The 19,422-nt window shown below is 69.7% G+C and carries 17 protein-coding genes; 5 read left to right on the forward strand and 12 right to left on the reverse strand.

What is annotated here, in order from left to right; translation table 11 throughout:
- Nucleotide 1 precedes the first annotated feature (1 nt).
- The 5 genes from VM306_RS40500 to VM306_RS40520 all read right to left on the reverse strand — a co-directional run bounded on the left by VM306_RS40500 (nucleotide 2) and on the right by VM306_RS40520 (nucleotide 7,121).
- On the reverse strand, nucleotides 2-817 hold the full coding sequence (locus VM306_RS40500; protein ID WP_325524918.1) for a carbohydrate ABC transporter permease: 816 nt from the start codon (nucleotides 815-817) through the stop codon (nucleotides 2-4).
- Nucleotides 814-1,773 carry a sugar ABC transporter permease gene (locus VM306_RS40505; RefSeq protein ID WP_325524921.1) on the reverse strand — a complete coding sequence of 320 codons (960 nt, stop codon included), beginning with the start codon at nucleotides 1,771-1,773 and terminating at the stop codon, nucleotides 814-816. Before VM306_RS40505 ends, VM306_RS40500 begins: the two co-directional genes overlap by 4 nt.
- Nucleotides 1,773-3,053 carry an ABC transporter substrate-binding protein gene (locus VM306_RS40510; protein WP_414672512.1) on the reverse strand — a complete coding sequence of 427 codons (1,281 nt, stop codon included), beginning with the start codon at nucleotides 3,051-3,053 and terminating at the stop codon, nucleotides 1,773-1,775. The genes VM306_RS40505 and VM306_RS40510 overlap by 1 nt, the downstream gene beginning before the upstream one ends.
- A gap of 289 nt (nucleotides 3,054-3,342) precedes the next feature.
- A complete protein-coding gene (locus VM306_RS40515; RefSeq protein WP_325524923.1) occupies nucleotides 3,343-4,365 on the reverse strand; it encodes a LacI family DNA-binding transcriptional regulator in 1,023 nt (340 codons plus the stop codon).
- A 113-nt stretch (nucleotides 4,366-4,478) separates the two neighbouring features.
- Nucleotides 4,479-7,121, reverse strand: a complete 2,643-nt coding sequence (locus tag VM306_RS40520; RefSeq protein WP_325524926.1) for a glycoside hydrolase family 9 protein — start codon at nucleotides 7,119-7,121, stop codon at nucleotides 4,479-4,481.
- A gap of 260 nt (nucleotides 7,122-7,381) precedes the next feature.
- On the opposite strand from VM306_RS40520, the gene VM306_RS40525 reads away from it, so the two are divergent.
- Complete coding sequence (locus VM306_RS40525) at nucleotides 7,382-9,439, forward strand: cellulase family glycosylhydrolase (protein WP_325524929.1); 2,058 nt, start codon at nucleotides 7,382-7,384, stop codon at nucleotides 9,437-9,439.
- Here VM306_RS40525 and VM306_RS40530 read toward each other — a convergent pair.
- Nucleotides 9,423-10,385: an alpha/beta hydrolase gene (locus VM306_RS40530; RefSeq protein ID WP_325524931.1), complete on the reverse strand. Its 963-nt coding sequence runs from the start codon at nucleotides 10,383-10,385 to the stop codon at nucleotides 9,423-9,425. The genes VM306_RS40525 and VM306_RS40530 overlap by 17 nt on opposite strands.
- A 97-nt stretch (nucleotides 10,386-10,482) precedes the next feature.
- On the opposite strand from VM306_RS40530, the gene VM306_RS40535 reads away from it, so the two are divergent.
- Nucleotides 10,483-11,472 (forward strand): helix-turn-helix domain-containing protein, encoded by a 990-nt coding sequence (locus VM306_RS40535; protein WP_325524934.1) that lies wholly within the window; start codon nucleotides 10,483-10,485, stop codon nucleotides 11,470-11,472.
- Nucleotides 11,473-11,658: 186 nt separating this feature from the next.
- Here the strand turns inward: VM306_RS40535 and VM306_RS40540 are convergent, their stop codons facing one another.
- Nucleotides 11,659-12,309, reverse strand: a complete 651-nt coding sequence (locus tag VM306_RS40540; RefSeq protein WP_325524936.1) for a TetR/AcrR family transcriptional regulator — start codon at nucleotides 12,307-12,309, stop codon at nucleotides 11,659-11,661.
- A gap of 177 nt (nucleotides 12,310-12,486) precedes the next feature.
- Between VM306_RS40540 and VM306_RS40545 the strand changes: the two genes are divergently transcribed.
- Nucleotides 12,487-13,800, forward strand: coding sequence for an MFS transporter (locus VM306_RS40545; RefSeq protein ID WP_325525160.1), 1,314 nt, complete (start codon nucleotides 12,487-12,489; stop codon nucleotides 13,798-13,800).
- Here VM306_RS40545 and VM306_RS40550 read toward each other — a convergent pair.
- From VM306_RS40550 to VM306_RS40560, 3 genes are all read right to left on the reverse strand, one after another.
- Complete coding sequence (locus VM306_RS40550; protein ID WP_325524938.1) at nucleotides 13,781-14,725, reverse strand: alpha/beta hydrolase; 945 nt, start codon at nucleotides 14,723-14,725, stop codon at nucleotides 13,781-13,783. The genes VM306_RS40545 and VM306_RS40550 overlap by 20 nt on opposite strands.
- Before the next feature lie 81 nt (nucleotides 14,726-14,806).
- The gene (locus tag VM306_RS40555; protein ID WP_325524941.1) at nucleotides 14,807-15,658 is read right to left on the reverse strand and encodes an NAD(+)/NADH kinase; all 852 of its coding nucleotides are present in this window, start codon (nucleotides 15,656-15,658) and stop codon (nucleotides 14,807-14,809) included.
- Nucleotides 15,659-15,679: 21 nt separating this feature from the next.
- Nucleotides 15,680-16,471 carry an MBL fold metallo-hydrolase gene (locus VM306_RS40560; RefSeq protein WP_325524943.1) on the reverse strand — a complete coding sequence of 264 codons (792 nt, stop codon included), beginning with the start codon at nucleotides 16,469-16,471 and terminating at the stop codon, nucleotides 15,680-15,682.
- A gap of 59 nt (nucleotides 16,472-16,530) precedes the next feature.
- On the opposite strand from VM306_RS40560, the gene VM306_RS40565 reads away from it, so the two are divergent.
- Nucleotides 16,531-16,905: a MerR family transcriptional regulator gene (locus tag VM306_RS40565; protein ID WP_325524945.1), complete on the forward strand. Its 375-nt coding sequence runs from the start codon at nucleotides 16,531-16,533 to the stop codon at nucleotides 16,903-16,905.
- A 6-nt stretch (nucleotides 16,906-16,911) separates the two neighbouring features.
- Here VM306_RS40565 and VM306_RS40570 read toward each other — a convergent pair whose 3' ends face one another.
- Both VM306_RS40570 and VM306_RS40575 read right to left on the reverse strand, forming a co-directional pair.
- A complete protein-coding gene (locus VM306_RS40570) occupies nucleotides 16,912-18,027 on the reverse strand; it encodes an ArgE/DapE family deacylase (protein ID WP_325524947.1) in 1,116 nt (371 codons plus the stop codon).
- Nucleotides 18,024-19,001: a pyridoxal-phosphate dependent enzyme gene (locus tag VM306_RS40575; RefSeq protein ID WP_325524949.1), complete on the reverse strand. Its 978-nt coding sequence runs from the start codon at nucleotides 18,999-19,001 to the stop codon at nucleotides 18,024-18,026. The genes VM306_RS40570 and VM306_RS40575 overlap by 4 nt, the downstream gene beginning before the upstream one ends.
- A gap of 92 nt (nucleotides 19,002-19,093) precedes the next feature.
- Here VM306_RS40575 and VM306_RS40580 point away from each other — a divergent pair, with 92 nt between their 5' ends.
- Nucleotides 19,094-19,324, forward strand: coding sequence for a hypothetical protein (locus tag VM306_RS40580; protein ID WP_325524951.1), 231 nt, complete (start codon nucleotides 19,094-19,096; stop codon nucleotides 19,322-19,324).
- The last annotated feature ends 98 nt before the right edge of the window (nucleotides 19,325-19,422 follow it).

The following is a 19,422-nucleotide window of genomic DNA, read 5'->3' on the forward strand; positions in this document are numbered from 1 at the left end:
TTCACCCCTTGACGGCGCCCTGCATGACACCGGCGACGATCTGCCGCCCGAGCACGAGGAACACGATGAGAACCGGAATGGTCGCGAGTGTGGTTCCGGCGAGGACGAGCGAGTAGTCGACGTAGTAGCCGCTCTGCAGCTTCTCCAGGGCGACCTGGAGCGTCGGGTTGTCGGCGTTGAGGACGACCAGCGGCCACAGGAAGTCGTTCCAGGACTGCATGAACGTGAACACGCCGAGCATCGCGGCGGCGGGCCGGGCGGCGGGGAGCGCGACGTGCCAGAAGGTCCGCCACAGGCTGCAGCCGTCCATGCGCGCCGCCTCGACGAGTTCGTCGGGGATGGCGTCGAGGAGGTACTGCCGCATCCAGAACACGCCGAACGCGGTGACGAGGTTCGGCACGATCACGGCCTCGAGCTCACCGGCCCAGCCGAACTCGGCCATCGCCATGTACAGCGGGATGATGCCGAGCTGGGTGGGCACCGCCAACGTCGCCACCACGAACAGGAACAGCACGCCGCGGCCGCGGAACCGCAGCTTGGCGAAGGCGAACCCGGCCAGCGTCGAGAGCAGCACCACCGACAGCGTCACCGTGCCGGACACGATGAAGCTGTTGCCCAGCGCCTTCCAGAACGGGATGGTGTCGAACACCCGCATGGCGTTGCTGAAGAAGTTCCCGCCGGGCACCAGCGTGAAGTCACCGGTCAGCACCGAGTTGTCGCGGCTCGCGACCAGGTACGACCAGTAGAACGGGAACGCCGAGCCGAGCACGAACGCGGCGAGGAGGCCGTAGATCAGGAAGGAAGGCCTGCGGGTCATCGAACGGCCCTCCTGGTGATGAAGAAGTTGAGAGCCGCGACGCCGATGATGATGAGGAACAGCACCCATGCGATCGCGGAGGCGTAGCCGAGGTCGAGACCCTGGAACGCCGACTGGTACAGGTAGAGCACGACGGTCTGGTACTGGTGCTCCGTGCCGCCGCCGCTGCCGCCCGCGGGCTCGAACAGCTTCGGCTCGGTGAAGATCTGCAGACCGCCGATGGTCGACGTGATGATCACGAAGATCAGCGTGGGCTTCAGCAACGGCAGCGTGATGCTGAAGAACTGCCGCACCGCGCTCGCGCCGTCCACGACCGCCGCCTCGTAGATGTCCCGGGGGATCGCCTGCATCGCGGCGAGGATGATCAGCGCGTTGTAGCCCGTCCACCGCCAGTTGACCATCGACGCGATGGCGACGTGGCTGCCGAAGGTGCTGGCCTGCCAGTCGATCGGGCCGATGCCGACCGCGGTGAGCACGTCGTTAACCAGGCCGTACTGCGGGCCGAACAGGTTGCCGAAGATGATCGTCAACGCGACGAGGCTGGCGACGTAGGGCAGCAGCACGCCCATCCGCCAGCCGGTCCGGGCCCGCAGGTTGGCGTTCAGCAGTGCCGCGAGCACCAGCGCGACGACGACCTGCGGGACGCTGGAGAGCACGAAGATGCTGAAGGTGTTGAACAGCGCGTTCCAGAACTGGTCGTCCTCGAACAGCGTCCGGTAGTTCTCCAGGCCGATGAACGCCGGCTCGTCGGCCCCGACCTCCCAGTCGAACAGGGAGACGTAGGCCGTGTACAGCAACGGGAACAGCCCGATCGCGCCGAACAGCACGAAGAACGGCGCGACGAACAGGTACGGCGAGACCTTCGTGTCCAGGTTGGACAGCCGGTACCGCCGCGGAGGCCGCGGGCGAGCCTCCTGCGCTCGCCCGCGGTCTACCTTGGAGAGAGTGGCGGTCACTACTTGGCCGCCTTCTGAGCGCCTTCGACGGCGGCCTTCCAGGCCTCCTCGGAGCTCTTGCCCTGCTCGACGGACTGCAGAGCCGGGCTGAAGACCGTTTCCTGGATCTGACCGTCGGCCGGGCCCTTGTACTGGGCTGCCTTGATCTTCTTGGCCTGCGTGGCGAACAGCGTGCCGGCCTTCACGTCACCGAAGTAGGCGTTGGTCTGCTCCAGCAGCTCCGGCGCGTCGAGCGCCTTGACCTGGCTGGGGAAGGTGCCCTTCGCCTTGAACGCCTTGATCTGCTGCTCGGGAGCGGTCAGCCAGGCGGCGAGCTCGGCGGCCTTCTGCGCGTTCTTGCTCTGCTTCGGCACGGTCAGGTACGAGCCGCCCCAGTTGCCGCCACCGTTCGGGAACGCGTCGGTGACCGCCCACTTGCCCTTGTTCTCGGCACCGGCCTGCGACTCGACCACGCCGAGCATCCACGACGGGCAGGTCTTGGTGGCGAACTTGCCGAGCTTGAAGCCGGTGTTCCACTCGTTGCTGAACGCCGCGAGCCGAGCCGACTGTCCCTTGCCGACCGCCGTGGTCACCGTGGTCCAGTTCGCCTTGATGGCGGCGTTGGTGTCCACGACCAGCTTGTCGGACTTGTCGTAGTAGCCCGTCTCGAGCTGGTTGTGCATGGCGTTGTAGACCTGAGCCGCGCTGTCGAACCACGCGACGCCGGGAACCTTCGCGATGAACTGGTCACCCGCGGCGAAGTAGCTGTCCCACGTGGCGAAGAGCGCCTTCACGCCCTCCGGGTCGGACGGCAGACCGGCCTGCGCGAAGAGGTCCTTGCGGTAGCACATGGCCAGCGGACCGATGTCGGTGCCGTAGCCGATGAGCTTGCCGTCCTTGGTGGTGATCGCGTCGGTCTTCCACTGCAGCCAGCGGTTGTCCTCGATCTTCGGGCCGATCTCCTTGAGATCGTTGAACTGCCCGGACTTCGACATCACCTGGCTGAGGTAGCCCTCTTCGACGCCCTCGATGTCGGCGAGACCGGAGCCGGCGCCGAGCTTGGTGAACAGGTTCTGGTGGTGCGGCTGGCCCTGGCCGGTCTTGCGCTGCGTGATCTTGACGTCCGGGTGAGCGGCTTCGTACTCCTTGAACAGGTCTTCGTAGCCGAACTCGTTGAACGTGGCGATCGTCAGCTCGGTCTTGCCATCTGCCGACTGACTGGCCCCGCCTGATCCGCACGCTGTGGTGGTGGCGGCGGTCACGGCGGCACAGATCAGCACGCTGACCCAACGGTGTCGCACGGGAGAACTCCTCTGGTCTCGGCGGCGGTTCTGGGAGCGCTCCCAGACGTGGAGGAGTGTCGTACTGGCTTCGAACGTGTGTCAAGACACACTCCGGGGTACACCAGGCATTTGCGGGCGGCGGGACGCGGATGACCTCGTAATTCATGGCTCAGGTCACAGTTGGGAAACCTGGGAGCGCTCCCGGAAACATGACCTTTGGGTTAACACTGCGTGCTGGAATCTGCACGCAGAGCGCCACGGACGAGCTGTGGAACACCGAGCGGCGGGGAGCCGCGGTCGTCCGGATTCAGGCGCTTTCGCGGCGCACCAAGGAGGTGGGCAGCAGCAGCGACGGCGGGAGGCCGTCCTCGCCCGCCAGCTCGCCCAGCAGCCGCCACGTCATCGTCCGGCCGAGCTGCTCGACGTCCTGCCTGACGGTGGTGAGCGGCGGCGTCGCGGTCGACGCCAGCAGCGAGTCGTCGAACCCGACCACCGCCACGTCCTGCGGCACGCGCCTGCCACGGGCGTGCAGGACCTGCAGCACGCCCAGCGCGATGATGTCGGCGGCGACGAACACGGCATCGATGTCAGGGGCCCTGTCCAGCAGTTCTGCCATCGCGCGGGCGCCGCTCTCGGGCGTGAAGTCGGCCTCGGCCACGAGGTCCGCGGACAGCCTCGCCTCACCGAGTCCCCGGCGCCAGCCGCTGAGCCGGTCCATGCCCGCCGCCATGTCGCGCGGGCCCGCGACCGTCGCGATCCTGTCGCGTCCCAGCGACACCAGGTGCCGCACGGCGTCCAGACCGCCGGTGAAGTTGTCCGAGTCGACGAACGGCACGGACGTCGTGGCGAGCGGGCGGCCGCCGACGACCACCGGCAGGCCGAGCTCCTGCAACCGGCGCGGCAGCGGATCGTCGCCGTGCAGGCTCACGAGCAGCGCGCCGTCGACGTGACCACCCGCGAGGTAGCCCAGGAGGTCGTCGTGGTCCTTCGGCAGGCTGAGCATCAGCAGCAGCTGGATGTGGCGCCCGGCCAGTTCGGCGTGCACGCCGCGCATCACGCCGGCGAAGAACGGGTCGCCGAGGACCCGGCCGCTCTGCTCGGAGACGATCAGCGCGATGGCGTTGGCCTTGCTGCCCGCGAGCGAGCGGGCCGCCTGGTTCGGGCTGTAGCGGAGGTGGGTGATGGCCGTGTGCACGGCGTCGCGCGCCTTGGCGCTCACGTACTGCTCACCGTTGATCACCCTCGAGACCGTCGACTTCGAGACGCCCGCCAGTCGCGCGACCTCCTCGATGCGCGGGCCTGGCCGTCGGTGCCGGTCGATCTCCGTCATGACGTTCATCGTAGAGCCGTGAGAGCGCGTTCCCGGCACGCCGCTGTGCCGGGAACGCGGTTGGGGTCGGTGCGGGACGCCTGAGCGCGCAGAACGTCCCGCCCCGAGGTCCGTCAGGGCTCGACGCCCCAGACGAGGGCACCTCCGGTGTGAGCGGTGACCCTGTCGAAGTCGGTGAGAGCACTGCTGGTCCGGTAGCTGTAGTCGTCAGACTGGTCGAAAGTGGACCAATCGGACTTCGCTGCCCTCACCTGGATCTCGCCGGTGCTCGCGCCCGCGGCGAGGCTGCCGGAGGTGAAGGACACCTCCAGGTACGCGTCGGCTCCCGTGCGCGCGGTGGGCAGCTTCACCACCCGCACCTGGATCGAGGCGCAGCCGATCTGCGCCCAGTCGCACCACACCTGGTACGTCGCCGACGGCGAGTCGCCGGTGAACCAGTACCTGGCCGTCGTGGTGCCGAGGCTGACCGGCGCGGTGCCCCGGTTCGTCAGCTGGAGCGTCGCGCCGACCTGGTTCGACGTCGCCGCGCCGGAGCCCCTGTGCTGCACCGACAGCGTGCCGATCGCTCCGGGGAGGGTGCGCGTGGTGACCGGCGTGCCGGCTGCGGAGACGTTGCCCGCCGCGTCTCTCGCGCGCACGGAGAACGAGTACGGCGTGTCCGGCGTCAGGCCGGTGAGCAGCAGGCTGGTCGTGGCCGACGAGCCGACGACCGCGGTTCCGTTGACGACCTCGTACCCGGTCACGCCGACGTTGTCGGTCGAGGCCGTCCAGCTGAGCGCGACACTCGTGCTGGTGGCGCCGGCGGCAGTCAGTCCACTGGGGACGGTCGGCGGCTGGTCGTCCTCGACACCGCCACCCGGCTCGGTGCCCCAGACGGTCCTCCCGTCCTGGCGCAGCACGATCCGGTCGGTCAGGGCGACGGTGTTGCCGCTGCCGAGCCCGCTGTACGACCAGTCGTTCGCGGGGTCCCAGCTGCCCGCGCTGGTGATGCGGAACTGGACCTCCTTGCGGTACGCGGACTGCCCGGCCGGCGCCACGCCCGTGCACGGGATCTCCACGTAGTACACCGAACCGCGGTACTGCGCGGGCGGACTCGCGGCGCCGCACTGGTTGTAGTTCGTGGTGACGCTGATCTGGCTGGGGGTGGTGGTGCCGTCGAGCGTGAAGTAGTAGCGCAGGCTGCCGTTGAACGTCCGCGCCGGCCACGCGCTCTTGTTGAGCACGAACGCCTTCACCTCGGTGAACTGGGCGGCGCTCTGGTTCACCGACGCCTGCACGGTGAGCTCGGGACCGTCGGGCGTCTCGGTCACGGGGAAGTTCGTCAGCGCGGTGCCGCCGTACTCGCCGTAGAGGCGGGCGAGGGCACCGGTGAAGCCCGCGTTGTAGTCGAGCGCGACCTCGTTCATCACGTAGTCGCTGCGGCTGTCGGTGTAGGCGTCGTTGTTGGTGCTGGGACCGCCGACCAGCGCGCCGTAGAGCACGTGCCGGCTGACGGCGGGTTCCTGGATGCTGTCGGCCCACGAGCCGTGCGCCGTGCGGTGGTGGGGGTTGCGCGGCGGGTTGGCGCCGAAGCCGACGACGTAGCTCGCGTTGCGCGGGTTGTCGCCGAGCGCGTAGTTGACCTGCCGAACACCGAAGTCGTGGTAGGTCTTGGCCCTCGTGGTGTCGCGTGTGGACAGCCAGTCCGAGTACGTCAGGGCGGCGAACGCCGTGTTGGCCGCGTACCGCAGCGAACCCCAGCTGTCGAGCACCGCCTGGCCGCCGGGGGAGTAGCGCACCCGGTTGCCGTTGTAGCCGGTCGTCCAGAAGTCCAGCCAGCGGTTGGCGTCCGTGATGTAGGTCTGCTCGCCGGTCAGCTTGGCCATCAGGACGTAGGCGCCGTAGGACTTGTCGTCCCACGCGATGGTCCACTTGTAGGAGCGCTCGGTGCTCTGCGGTTCGGTACCGAGCTTCTGGTACTCCGTCTTCGCCTTGGTCAGGTAGCTCGCGTCACCGGTGGCGCGGTGCAGCCAGATCGCACCCCACACCAGTTCGTCCTGGTAGCCGCTCCACGAGTTGTAGTAGTTCGCGGCGTCCGTGATGCACGAGCTGTACTTGCCGCGGTAGGTGTCCGCGAACGTGTAGAGCTGCTTGGCGTGCGTGAGCAGGGTGGCCGCATAGGTCGGGTCGGTCTCCTTGAAGACCATCGACGCCGACGCCATCGCCGCCGCGTACTCGCCCGCGAGGTCGGAGCCGGGGCAGGAAGCGTCCACTTTGTACGAAGGACGGGCCATCGGCATGACCTCGGCCGACCCCCACCACGCGTGGTCGGGGTTGCCCGCGCCGACCTGCCCGTAGACGACGTTGGGCGACGGGTGTGCCTTGATGATCCAGTCGGTGCCGTGCCGCAGGTTCGCCAGCAGGTGCGGCAGCTGGCCGGAGCTCGAGTACGCGGAGCGGTTCTCCACGGCTCCCCAGGCGAGCATCGACATGCTGAACGCGAAGGGCAGCCCGAACTTGACGTGGTCGCCCGCGTCGTAGAACCCGCCGGACAGGTCGAGCCCGGCGTCGGAGCCGTCGCGCAGCGCGGAGTCCGCCCGCCAGCTCACGCGGTTGCCGGCCGGCAGGTCTCCCGACCGCTGGGCGTCGTAGAACCAGATCGACTTCTGCAACGCCTCCGCGTAGTTGTACGCGGGCGCGGCCGCCGACGGTGACACCAGCGGACCGGACAGCGCCGCGAGCACCGCGACGAGGACGGCCGGCACAGCTCTCGACATGCGCACGTGAGCCTCCGATGACAGGGCTTCGACTCGACTGGGAGCGCTCCCAGAAAAGGGACTGTAACGGTCACGAAAGCGAAATTCCGCACCTGTTCGACAGTTCGACAGAATTGCAAGGGGCGCAACGACATCTTCGATGCGCGATCGACCACGGTTCGACGACGGCGTCGGCCGATTCGACGGCTTCTTCCTGCGGCACAACGACGTGGTTACAGTGCGGGCGATCTGGGAGCGTTCCCAGAACGTGGAGGTGGATCATGACCGGACGGCGCGGCGCGGCGCTGGTGGCGGCTTTTGTGTCGGTGGCGGCGAGCATAGGGTTCGCGGTCGCGGCTCCGGCGGCGGCAGCGCCGGGGTGCAAGGTGGACTACGCGGTCCCGAGCCAGTGGCAGGGCGGTTTCACGGCGGCCGTGACCGTGACCAACGTCGGCGACCGGGTCGACGGCTGGCGGCTGACCTGGACGTGGCCGTCCGGCCAGCAGGTCACCCAGGCGTGGAACGCGACGGTCACGTCGTCGGGCAACCAGGCCACGGCCGCCAACGCCGGGTACAACGCGGTGATCGAGACGAACGGCACGGTGTCGTTCGGCTTCAACGGCAGCTGGTCGGGCGCGAACACGGCACCGCGGTCGTTCGCCCTCAACGGCGTCACGTGCACGGGCAGCCCCGGCACGGACCCGACGACGACCACCACGACCACCACGACGACGGGGAACCCCGTGCCGGGCGACGCGATGGCGCAGGTCGCCGCGATGCAGCCGGGCTGGAACCTCGGCAACACGCTGGACTCGACCGGGAGCGACGAGACCTCCTGGGGCAACCCGCGGGTCACGGAAGCGTTGCTGGACAACGTGAAGGCGCAGGGCTTCAAGAGCATCCGCATCCCCGTGACGTGGGGACAGCACCAGGGCGCGGCGCCGAGCTACGCGATCGAGACGGCCTACCTCGACCGCGTCAAGGAGGTCGTCGGCTGGGCGCTGGCGGACGGCTTCCAGGTGATGATCAACATCCACCACGACTCGTGGCAGTGGATCTCGGCCATGCCGTCCGACCGGACCGGCGTCCTCGCCCGCTACAACGCGATCTGGACGCAGCTCGCGACCGCGTTCAAGGACTCCCCGGCGAAGCTCGTGTTCGAGAGCGTCAACGAACCGCAGTTCACCGGCAGCTCGGGTGACGCCCAGAACGCGCAGCTGCTGCACGAGCTGAACGCGTCGTTCCGCGACATCGTGCGGCGGTCCGGCGGCAACAACGCGAGCCGCCTGCTCGTGCTGCCCACCCTGCACACGTCGTCCGACCAGGCTCGTCTCGACGAGCTGGCGACGTCGATCAGCGGGTTCAACGACAGGAACCTGGCCGCGACCGTGCACTACTACGGCTACTGGCCGTTCAGCGTGAACGTCGCCGGCGGTTTCCGCTTCGACGCGACCGCGCAGAAGGACCTCACGGACTCGTTCGACCGCGTCTCCACGACCTTCGTGTCACGCGGCATCCCGGTGATCCTGGGCGAGTACGGGTTGCTCGGCTTCGACCGGCACACCGGCACGATCGAGCAGGGCGAGAAGCTGAAGTTCTTCGAGCTGTTCGGCTACTACGCGCGGGCCAAGAAGATCACGACGATGCTGTGGGACAACGGCCAGCACCTCGGCCGCACGTCGTTCCAGTGGAGCGACCCGGAGCTGATCGCCCAGATCAAGTCGAGCTGGACGACCCGGTCCGGCACGGCGTCGAGCGACCAGGTGTTCAACGCCAAGTCGAGCGCCATCACGGCCAGGACGATCACGTTGAACCCCAACGGGACCACGTTCACGGCTCTGCGCCAGGGCACCACGGACCTGGTGCGCGGCACCGACTACACGGTCTCGGGCGACCAGCTCACCCTGACCGCGTCCGCGCTGACCCGGCTGAGCGGGTCGAGGGCCTACGGGACGAACGCCGTGCTGACAGCCCACTTCTCCGCCGGCGTGCCGTGGCGGATCAACATCATCACCTACGACCCGCCGGTGCTGTCCGCCGCGACCGGCACGACCAGCTCGTTCGCGATCCCGACGAACTTCCGCGGCGACCTGCTGGCCACGATGGAGGCGAAGTACGCCGACGGGTCGAACGCCGGGCCGCACAACTGGACCTCCTTCAAGGAGTTCGACCGCGCGTTCACGCCGGACTACACCACCGGCGCGACGACGTTGACCCCGGAGTTCTTCGCCGAGGTCAACGACAACGCGCGGGTGACGCTCACGTTCCACTACTGGAGCGGCGCCACCGCGACCTACTACGTCACCAGGTCGGGCACTTCGGTCACCGGGAGCTTGTGATCTTCAAGCCCCGGCGCAGCGCGTCGATCTCGTCCTCGGACATCCGGCGCGAGATCGCCGCGCTCGCCACCAGCGACGAACCGTGGAACGTGCCGGGGTAGAGGCGCAGCTCGGTCGGCACCCCGGCGTGGGCGAGCCGGCGGGCGTACTCGATGCCCTCGTCGCGCAGCGGGTCGTACTGGGAGGTCGTCACGAACGCGGGCGGCAGCCCGGACAGGTCGGTGGCACGGGCAGGGGCGGCGTAGGGCGACACGTCCTCGCCGCCCGGTTCGGCACCCAGGTAGGCGGTCCAGCTGTAGATCGCGTTGGGTCGGTTCCACAGCGGGGTGTCGACGTAGTCCCGCATCGACTCGGTGGCGAGGCGGTCGTCCAGCTCGGGGATGCCGAGCAGCTGGAAGCACAGCCCGGGACCACCGCGGTCGCGCGCGAGCAGGGCGGTCGCCGCCGCCAGCCCGCCACCGGCGCTCTCCCCGGCGATGCCGAGACGGTCCGGGTCGATGCCCAGTTCGGCGGCCTTCTCCGCGACCCACTCGAGCGCGGCGTAGCAGTCCTCGAGGGGAGCGGGGAAGGGGTGCTCGGGCGCGAGCCGGTAGTCCACCGACACGATGACGATGCCGAGCTCGTCGGCCAAGCGCAGCACCTGCGCGTGGAACATGTCCAGGTCACCGAGGACGAACCCGCCGCCGTGGATGTAGACCAGACCGGGCACCGGACCCTGCCGGTCGGCAGGGCTGTAGACGCGCACGGGCACGTCGGGTGCGTCGGACGGACCGGGCACCGTGGTGTCCCGGACGTCGACTGGGTTGACCGGTTCGTGGGTGGGCATGACTCCGGTCAGTTCGGACTGCTGGGCGCGCGTGGCCAGCAGCGCCTCGTAGTCCGGTAATGCCACCTGCGGCAGCATGTCGAGCCAGGGCAGGAGTTCGGGGTCGACGTCGTAGCTCATGGAACAATTCTCGGCTCGGAACGGTGGTGCGGGCATCCGACACGTGGCGGGCGATCAGGGCGCTCCGCCCACCACCTGTCGGGGCTATCGTGGCGGGATGAAGGGCTTGCTGCTGAGGTTGTCCGGGCTGGACGCCGACGCCGAGAGCGCGGTGCGGGTGATCGGCTTCTTCGACCGCCTGATCACCGAACGCGCGGGCCTCGACACCTTGGTGCGCAGCACGTCCGAACTGGCCGGCTGCCCGGTGGGCCTGCGCGCACCCGGCCAGGGTCTGTCCCTGCGCGCGGACACCGGCGGCGCCGTGACGGCAGGTCCGATTCCTGTGAAGGCTTCGGTCCGCGCGCTGGAAGGCGGCGTGGAGGTCTGGGTCGCCCGCTCCGGTGCGCCCGCGCCCCTGGACGACATGCTGCTGGAACGGTTCGCGATCGCCGCCGCCGTGTTGTTGGAGCACTCCAGCGTGCCGTTGCCGGAGCTGGGCGATCCCGCGCTGGTCGAGCTGGTGCTGTCCGAAGGCGTTGGCACAGCGGAACGTTCGCGAGCCCTGCACCTGCTCGGCATCAGCGGCCCGTTGCGCGTGTTCGCGGCGACCGGGGAGGTGTCGGGCCGTTCGGTGGTGCTGGGCACGGTGCGGGCGGTGCTGGGCACGGAGGTCCCGCGGACGAGCGGCAGGCTCGGCGTCGGGCCACTGCTGCCCGCGATGGACGCGGCCGAGTCGTGGCGCGCCGCGCGGACGGCGCTGCGGTACACATCGGACAGCGAACCGGTGGTGTGGTGGGAGAAGCTCGGCGGTCTCGCCCTCCTTGCCGGGACCGGCCCCGCGGAGATCGCGGCGTTGCCGGACGTGCGCGCGCTCGACCGGCTGGCCGTGGAGCCGGACATGATCACGGCGCTGGACGCGTTGTGTTCTTCTGGTTCGGTGCGCAAGGCCGCGGCGGTGCTGCACCGGCACCACAGCACGATGACCACCCGGCTCGCGCGCGCCGAGGCGGTGCTCGGGTTCGGGGTGGACGACGCTTCCGGGCGGTTCCGGCTGCACCTGGCCTTGATGGTGCGCCGCCTGCGGGACAACCCCTTGTCGGAATGTTGACATTGCGACAACCGGGGCAGGTGGTCGCGGTGCGGCTGGTTCCGTCAGCGGTAGGCGTTCAGCCCTGCCTCTCGCGTCCGCAACACCTCGACGCCAGCAGCGTCTTCGCTGATCAGCGTGCAACAAGCTCCGTGGTCGGCAGTCGCCCGCTCCAACCCTCGCGGCACACCTCTCACACCAAGACGGCTAATCGCTGACCGGCGCGCGCCACAACCCGACAAGCGCGTCGACCAGCCCGGCAGCCGCATCGTGCCAGCTGGCCCGCGGGGTAGGAGTGTTCTCGGCCAGAGCGCGTTCCCGTTCCGCGATCATGTGCACGACCAGCTGCCGGGCCATGTCGTGGCGTTCGGCCCGCACCTCCTCCGGCAGGTCCGCCAGGCAGGCGTTCAGACCGGCCGAGATCCGCACCTGCGACGGTGACGACCGCGTCTCGTCCACGATGATCGGCCGCAGCGTCGGGTCGGTCATGACCTGCGCGCCGAACCGCGCGAACCAGGTGGGGCTGCCGACGGCGTCCAGGTGCTCGGTGACCGGGTGGACCAGGCAGGTGAGCCAGTCGCGCAGGTCCGGGTCGTCGCCGAGCTCGGAGACCATGCGCTGCCTGATCTCCTCGACCTGCGCCAGGTGCTTGCGCGCGATGGCCCGCACGAGGTCGGCCTTGGTGCCGAAGTGGTAGCCGACTGCCGTGTTGTTGCCCTGCCCCGCGGCTTCGCTGACCTGCCTGTTCGACACGGCCAGCACGCCGTGCTCGGCGAAGAGGCGCTCGGCCGCGGTCAGGATCAGCTCGCGGGTGGCGTGGGCGCGTTCGGCCCTGGAGGGGCTGTCGACCTTGCTCATCACGTCACCATCTTCCACTTGGAGCTGCTCCGGACATCACGGACATCCCTCGCGCGGGCTGTCCACGGTAGATCGCCCCTCAAGTATTAAGTCAAGTGACTGACTTAGACTGCGGACGTGCTCCTCGAAGAGACGCGTCCCGTGACGCGCCCGAACGTTGTCGTGGCCGTGCTCGCGATGGGCGGCATCGTCGTCTCGCTGATGCAGACGCTCGTCATCCCGCTGCTGCCGATGTTCCCCTCGCTGCTCCGGTCCTCACCCGGCGACACCGCGTGGGTGATCACGTCGACGCTGCTGGCCAGCGCCGTCGCCACACCCGTCGTCGGCCGGCTCGGCGACATGTACGGCAAGCGCCGCATGCTGCTGGTCAGCCTTGCCTTGCTGGTCGCGGGCTCGGTCATCGCCGCGCTGAGCTACTCGCTGCTGCCGCTGATCATCGGCAGGGTGGTGCAGGGGCTCGCGGTCGGCGTCATCCCGCTCGGCATCAGCATCATGCGCGACGAGCTCCCGGTGGAACGGCTGGCGTCGGCGACGGCGCTGATGAGCGCCTCGCTGGGCGTCGGCGGCGCGCTGGGGCTGCCCGCGGCGGCGTTCCTGGTCGAGCAGAGCGACTGGCACATGCTGTTCTGGACGTCGGCGGCGGCCGGTGTGATCGTGCTCGTCGCGGTGCTGGTGTGCGTGCCGGAGTCCGCGGTGCGCAGCGGTGGCCGGTTCGACTTCGTCGGCGCGGCAGGGCTTTCGGTCGCGCTGATCTGCCTGCTGCTCGGGGTGTCGAAGGCCTCGACGTGGAGCGGCGGCGCCACCACCGGCCTGTTCGTGGCGTCGGCGGTGGTGCTGGGCCTGTGGGGCTGGTGGGAGTTGCGGTCGCCGCGGCCGTTGGTGGACCTGCGGACCACGGCCCGTCGTCAGGTGCTGCTGACGAACATCGCGTCGGCGGTGTTCGCGTTCGCCATGTTCGCGCAGTCGCTGGTGCTGCCGCAGATCCTGCAGCTGCCGGCCGCGACGGGCCACGGGCTCGGCCAGTCGTTGCTCGTGACGGGTCTCGTGCTCGTGCCGGGCGGGCTCGTGATGATGGCGATGGCGCCGGTGTCCGCCAAGATCTCCAACGCGCGCGGTCCCCGCGCCACGCTGATCCTCGGCACGCTCGTGGTCGCCTTCGGTTATGGCGCGGGTGTCTTCATGCTGACCGCGGTGTGGCAGCTCGTGGTCGTGTCCGCCGTGATCGGCGCCGGCATCGGCCTGGGCTACGGCGCGATGCCCGCCCTGATCATGGGTGCCGTGCCGACGTCGGAGACGGCCGCCGCCAACAGCCTCAACACGCTGATGCGCGCGATCGGCACGTCGATCTCCAGCGCGGTGGCGGGCGTCGTGCTCACGCAGGTGGCCGCCCCGGCGAGCTTCAAGCTGATCATGGGCCTGGGCGCCGCGACCGCGCTGGCGGCAGTCGTGGTCGCGGCGTTCATCCCCTCGCTCAGCCGAAGAACCGCGTGATCTCGCGGGCGACGACGTCCGGCTGCTCCTCGGCGAGCCAGTGGCCGGACCCGTCGACCCGCACGACCTCGAACTGGTTCGCCACGGCCGGCAACGTCCCGAGGAACTGGTCGTAGGACGAGACCGAGGCGAGCCCGAGCACCGGCGGCACGAGCTTGGCGTAGGTCTTGCCGTCGGCGATGTCCTGGTGGAACGCCTGGTACCAGCCGTTGCTCGCCCGGATCGCCTCCGAGGTGTTGTAGGCCCGCGCGTAGATCGACCGAGACCGCTCGTCGATCGCGGCGGGGGTGAAGGCGGTGTTCGCGAAGAGCCAGTCGACCATGTACCGGAACCGCCCGGTCAGCAGCTGTTCGGGCAGCGCCAGGACCTGGTTGAACGCGAACCACCACACGCTGAACCCGCCGGGCCGGGGCAGCAGCGGGATCTGGTAGAAGCTCTCGTCGGGGTGCAGCACGTCCATGAAGGCGACCTTCCTGGTCGCCTCGGGGAAGTTGGCGGCGAACGAGAACGCGACCATGCTCCCCAGGTCGTGCCCGACGACGTTGACCTTGTCGTACCCGAGCACCTTGACGAGCTCGTGGATGTCGGTGGCCATCGTCTTCTTGTCGAACCCGCCGGCCGGCTTGTCCGACCCGCCCATGCCGCGCAGGTCGACCGCGATGACCCGGAACTTCGTCGCCAGCGCGGGCAGGATCTTGTTGTACAGCCACCACGTCTGCGGCCACCCCGGTAACAGCACCAGCGGCTCGCCTCTGCCGCCGGTGACGTAGTGCAGGCGCACCCCGTTGACCTCGGCGTAGTTGTGGCGGAAACCCGCGAGCTCTGGCTCGGTGTGCTTCGAGGTGTCCGCGGCGGCCGTTCCGGCGCCCGCGGCGAGTGCGGCGCCGGCACCCAGCGCGAACACCCTGCGCCTGTTCAACTCCATGACCCTTCCCCCTCCGTAGCTCGGCGCGGACATCCGAACAAGCGCCGCTCGAGCACGACTGGAGGTCGGGGACGAGGTGCGTCAGCCCAGTTCGGCCGAGTCGGTGAGCCGCAGCTTGCGCCGCGCCCGCTGGTAGAACGTCGTCATCCCCAGCCGCACCACGCGGGCGGCACCGGCGCGGCCCCGCAGCGACACGCGCTGGCCCGGTTCGACGTAGCCCGCGACCATGCCGTCCACCTCCACGGCCAGGCGTCCGCTCGACGGGAGCAGGTCCAGGTCCACCTCGTCGTCGACCGACAGGACCACGCCGCGGCTGTAGGCGGAGTGCGGTGCGGCGGGGGTGACCAGCAGGGCTTCGACGGACGGGCTGGTGATCGGGCCGCCCGCCGAGAAGCTGTACGCCGTCGAGCCGGTCGGGGTGGCGACGATGACGGCGTCCGCGGCGTAGCTCACGAACGGCTGGCCCGCCACCCGGACGGCCACGCGCGCGCTGCCCTGACCAGGGGTGCGGGCCACGGCGATGTCGTTGAAGGCGGTGACCTTCTGGTCGCCGAAGGTCGCGTCGACCGCCAGGCGGGGCTCGACGGTGAAGTCGTGGGCGTCGATGGCGGACAGGGCGGCGGGCAGGTCGGGGACGTCCACCTCGGCCAGGAAGCCGAGCTTGCCCAGGTTGACGCCCAGGACCGGGGCCTGCATGCCGTCGGCGAGGCGCATGGCCCGCAGCATCGTGCCGTCGCCGCCGAGGCTCACGACCAGGTCGGCCCGGCGGCCCAGTTCCTCCGCGGAGACCGGGGTGGCCTCGCAGCGGAGCCTCTGGATCTCGTCGGCGATGCCGAGGATCTCCACACCGCGGCTGGTCGCCCAGCCGAGCACGGCCTCCACGGCGGCGGCGGAGTCTCGTTGCGGGTGCAGCACCAGGCCGGCGGCGTGCACGTCAGATCGTCCTCAGTCGGGTCACCCCGTCAGTCTGCCGAATTCCCACGGGTCGTGTGCGCTGAAGAGCGTGACCTCGGCGGCGTGGTCGCGGGCGAGGGTCCGGAGAGCGGACTGCGTCCCCACTCGCTCGTCGTGGTCGACCTCGGATCTCGTCTGGACGATGTCCATCACGGGGTGCGGTTCGGGAGCTTCGTCCAGTTCGCGGTGGTAGTAGTAGGCGTCGCCGCAGTGCAGGAGCCACTTGTCGCCGTTGTGCACCGCCACGCCTGTGTGGCCCGCGCTGTGGCCGCTCAACGGGACCAGCACGAACCCCGGCAGGTCGGCCGGCCGGATGGCGTCCAGGCCGAACCACCGGTCGTTCGTGGACTCATAGGTGCGCCACTGCGGACCGTGCGCCCAGTGGGCAGGGCGGTAGCGGACGCTCGGAGCTTCTCGCAGGGCCGCTTCCAGTTCCGCTGCCAGGACGTGGACCGCGGCGTGCGGGAAGTCGGGGAGGCCGCCGCAGTGGTCGACGTCCAGGTGCGTGACGATGACGTGCCGGACGTCGGCGGGGTCGAAGCCCAGGCGCTCGACCTGGCGGATCGCGGTCTCTTCTTCTTTGAGCGCCGGTTCGACCATCGCCGTCCAGTTCGTGTCGAGGGTTCCGGCGGCGTCGCGCACGTCGGCGAGTCCCAGGCCGGTCTCCACGAGGACGAGGCCGTCGTCCGTTTCGGCCAGCAGGCAGTGGTTCACGGCCGGTGTGGTCGGCAGGCCTTCGTACGTGGGCGCGATCGGGCGCATGGAACCGCAGTTCAGGTGGTGGATCCGCATGGCGGTGATCGTGCGACTTGAAGCGCGGTTCAAGTCAAGCACTCGCTAACCTCGGCGGTGTGCTGGACATCGCCGAGGTCGCGGAGAAGACGGGGCTGGCACCGTCTGCCCTGCGGTTCTACGAGAAGAAGGGCCTGCTCGCGTCGAGCGGCCGCAACGGGCTGCGCCGCACCTACGACCCCGAGGTGCTGCACCGGCTGACGATGATCACCTGCGCGCGCCGGGCCGGGTTCACCATCGCGGAGATCAGCCGCTTCCTGGTCGCCGTGCCCGGAGACGCGGCGACCCGCGCCAAGATGGCCGAGAAGGCCCGCCTGCTCGACGAGGACATCGCCCGCTTGCAACGGATGCGCGACAGCCTCGACCACGCGGCGACCTGCACCCACGAACCGTTGGTCGAGTGTCCGGACTTCAAGCGCAGGCTCGCTCCTTAGCCCCTGTCATCCGCAGAAGTCGGCGATCGTGCCGGCCAGCACGGCGGTGAGCCGGTCGAGCGAGGCGAGGTCGACGTACTCGGTGGCCGCGTGGGCTCCCGCGCCGTCGACCCCGAACAGCAGGCACGGGATGCCGGCCCTGTCGAGCAGCGCGCAGTCGGTCCAGAACGGCTCGGCCCTGATCACGGGCGGTGCGCCGAGGTTCGCGATCAGCGTGCGGACGATCTCCGCGTCCGGGTCGGCCTCGAACGGGTCCCTCGCGAGGCCGCGGGTGAGCGTCGCGCGGAAGTCCGGGACGGTGGCCCCGAGGTGGTCGAGGATGGTCCGCAGCTCGTCCTCGGCGTGCTGCGGGGACTCGCCGGGAACGGTGCGGCGTTCGAGGGTGATCCGGCAGGCCGACGGGTAGGTGGAGGCCTCCTCGCCGCCGCTGATCAGCGACGCGTGGACCGTCCCGGTGCCGAGCAGGGGGTGCGCGGGGCCGGTGGCGAGGTCGTGGCCGAGCCGTTCGAGGGCGACGAGGAAGTGTCCGGCCTTCGCGATCGCGTCCACGCCCAGCTCCGGCCGTGAGCCGTGCGCGGCCCTGCCCTCGATCTCGACGTCGAACCACACGAAACCCTTGTGCGCCAACGTGACTTCGAGGTGGCTCGGTTCGGTGACGATGGCGGCGTCGGCGGTGAAGCGTTCGAGCACCTCCGCCGTGCCGAAGCTGCCGTGTTCCTCGTCGGCGACGCACGCGACGATGACGTCACCACGCAGGTTCTCGGCTTTCGCCGCGGCGACCATCATCGCCGCCACGCCGCCTTTCATGTCGAACGTGCCGCGCCCGAACATCTTGCCGTCCCTGATCTCCGGCTCGAGCGGATCGCCGTCGTAGCCCGCGATGCCGACGGTGTCGATGTGGCCGTTGAGCATCAACGACTTCCCACCGCCGCTGCCCTTCTTGACGGCGACGATCGACGGTCTGCCCTGCACCCGTTCGAGGCGGTGGACCTCGAAGCCGTGGTCGGCGAACCAGCCGGCGCAGAAGCCGGCGATCTCGCGTTCGCCGTTGCCGCCGGGGACGAGCCCGGGGTTCACCGAGTCGATGGAGATGAGCCGGGCCAGCAGGTCACGTGGGTTCACGGGCGTCCTTCGGTGCTGATGAGCACGACGGTGCCGAGGCTGCCGAGCTCGTCCCGGAAGGCGCGAAGCCCGGCAAGTGGTGCCGCACCGCACGGTCCGGAGTGGACGTTGAGGGCGTGGAGGTCGGCCATGGCTCGGGCGCACTCGGCGTCGGAGATGGCCACGGCGGCGTCCAGGCCGTCGCGCAGGAACGGCCAGGAGGTCGTGGACGGCGTCCCGCAGTTGAGCCCGGCCATGATCGTGTTCCCGGTGGGGACGGTCGTCGGTTCGCCCGCCCTCAGGCTTTCCAGGACGCAGGCGGCGGTGTCGGGCTCGACGGCGAGCAGTCTCGTGCGGGAGGCGCGGCTGCGGTAGTGGGTGACCACGGCCTGCGCGAACGAGCCGACGCCGACCGGGATGACGACCAGGTCCGGTTCGTCGTCGAGCTGGTCGTCGACCTCGTGGCAGAGCGTGCCGTAGCCCTCGACGATCCAGGCCGGGATCTCCTCGTAGCCGGGCCGGCCCATGTCCTGGACGAGGACGCCGTCGGCTTCGGCGGCGCGTGCGACGGCGTCGTCGTAGGTGCCGTCGACGACCGTGACCTGCGCGTTCTCGTTCCTGATGGCCTCGATCGCGGGTGACGGCACGGTGTTCGGCACGAAGACGTGCGCGCGTTGGCCGTGCATTCGCGCCATGCGGGCGACAGCGCGTCCGTGGTTGCCGTCGGTCGCCGTGGTGAGCGTGATCTGCCCGGTTCGACCGGAGAGAACGCGGTGAACGGCCCAAGAGGCGCCGAGAGCCTTGAAAGCGGGCAGGCCGAGACGGGAGGATTCGTCCTTGACGAACAAGCGGCCGGCCCCGAGCTCGGCGGCGAGGGCGGGCAGCTCCGTCAGCGGTGTCGGAGCGTAGCCGGGCAGCCGTGCGTGGAACTCGCGCACCCCGGTGGGCGCGGGCGGGCACGTCCAGCCGCGGGCGTCTGGCTGCGAGAACTTCATGCCGACAGCGTGCGGGTGGCGTGGATCATCGGTCCAGCGCACGTTCCCGACCTGTACCGGTGGGAGAATTCGACGGATCGCGGAGGTGGCCGGTGACCGAAGAGGAGCTGATCGTCGAGTTCGCGCTGACCCGCCTCGACAACCCGGGACTCGACCTGGAGGAGGTCGCCGCGCTCGTGGTCCGCCGGGTCGGGCCGGAGCGGATGGCGGAGTTCGCGGGGCTCACGCTCGCGCACCGCGACGAGCTGCGGGGAGCGATCTTCCCGGCCGCCGTCGAGCACGTCCTGCGGGTGGTCCTGACGCTGCGGGGGCCGCGCGACTAGCGCGCCGTCCGTCCGATGTGGAGACCACTCGGCGTCCGAGGCGGCACACGACGGCTTGAGCGGCGCTCGATCGCGGTTGCACGAAAATTGTCAGGGGT

The sequence above is a fragment of the Lentzea sp. genome, from assembly GCF_035525475.1.
In the GTDB taxonomy this organism is placed as follows: Bacteria; Actinomycetota; Actinomycetes; order Mycobacteriales; family Pseudonocardiaceae; genus Lentzea.

What these genes read in the sequence shown, in the direction of transcription:
- VM306_RS40500 (WP_325524918.1), bottom strand. Translation starts at nt 817, where the DNA reads ATGACCCGCAGGCCTTCCTTCCTGATCTACGGCCTCCTCGCCGCGTTC.
- VM306_RS40550 (WP_325524938.1), bottom strand. Translation starts at nt 14,725, where the DNA reads ATGGAGTTGAACAGGCGCAGGGTGTTCGCGCTGGGTGCCGGCGCCGCA.
- VM306_RS40525 (WP_325524929.1), top strand. Translation starts at nt 7,382, where the DNA reads ATGACCGGACGGCGCGGCGCGGCGCTGGTGGCGGCTTTTGTGTCGGTG.
- VM306_RS40515 (WP_325524923.1), bottom strand. Translation starts at nt 4,365, where the DNA reads ATGACGGAGATCGACCGGCACCGACGGCCAGGCCCGCGCATCGAGGAG.
- VM306_RS40530 (WP_325524931.1), bottom strand. Translation starts at nt 10,385, where the DNA reads ATGAGCTACGACGTCGACCCCGAACTCCTGCCCTGGCTCGACATGCTG.
- VM306_RS40540 (WP_325524936.1), bottom strand. Translation starts at nt 12,309, where the DNA reads ATGAGCAAGGTCGACAGCCCCTCCAGGGCCGAACGCGCCCACGCCACC.
- VM306_RS40545 (WP_325525160.1), top strand. Translation starts at nt 12,487, where the DNA reads ATGGGCGGCATCGTCGTCTCGCTGATGCAGACGCTCGTCATCCCGCTG.
- VM306_RS40535 (WP_325524934.1), top strand. Translation starts at nt 10,483, where the DNA reads ATGAAGGGCTTGCTGCTGAGGTTGTCCGGGCTGGACGCCGACGCCGAG.
- VM306_RS40575 (WP_325524949.1), bottom strand. Translation starts at nt 19,001, where the DNA reads ATGAAGTTCTCGCAGCCAGACGCCCGCGGCTGGACGTGCCCGCCCGCG.
- VM306_RS40560 (WP_325524943.1), bottom strand. Translation starts at nt 16,471, where the DNA reads ATGCGGATCCACCACCTGAACTGCGGTTCCATGCGCCCGATCGCGCCC.
- VM306_RS40520 (WP_325524926.1), bottom strand. Translation starts at nt 7,121, where the DNA reads ATGTCGAGAGCTGTGCCGGCCGTCCTCGTCGCGGTGCTCGCGGCGCTG.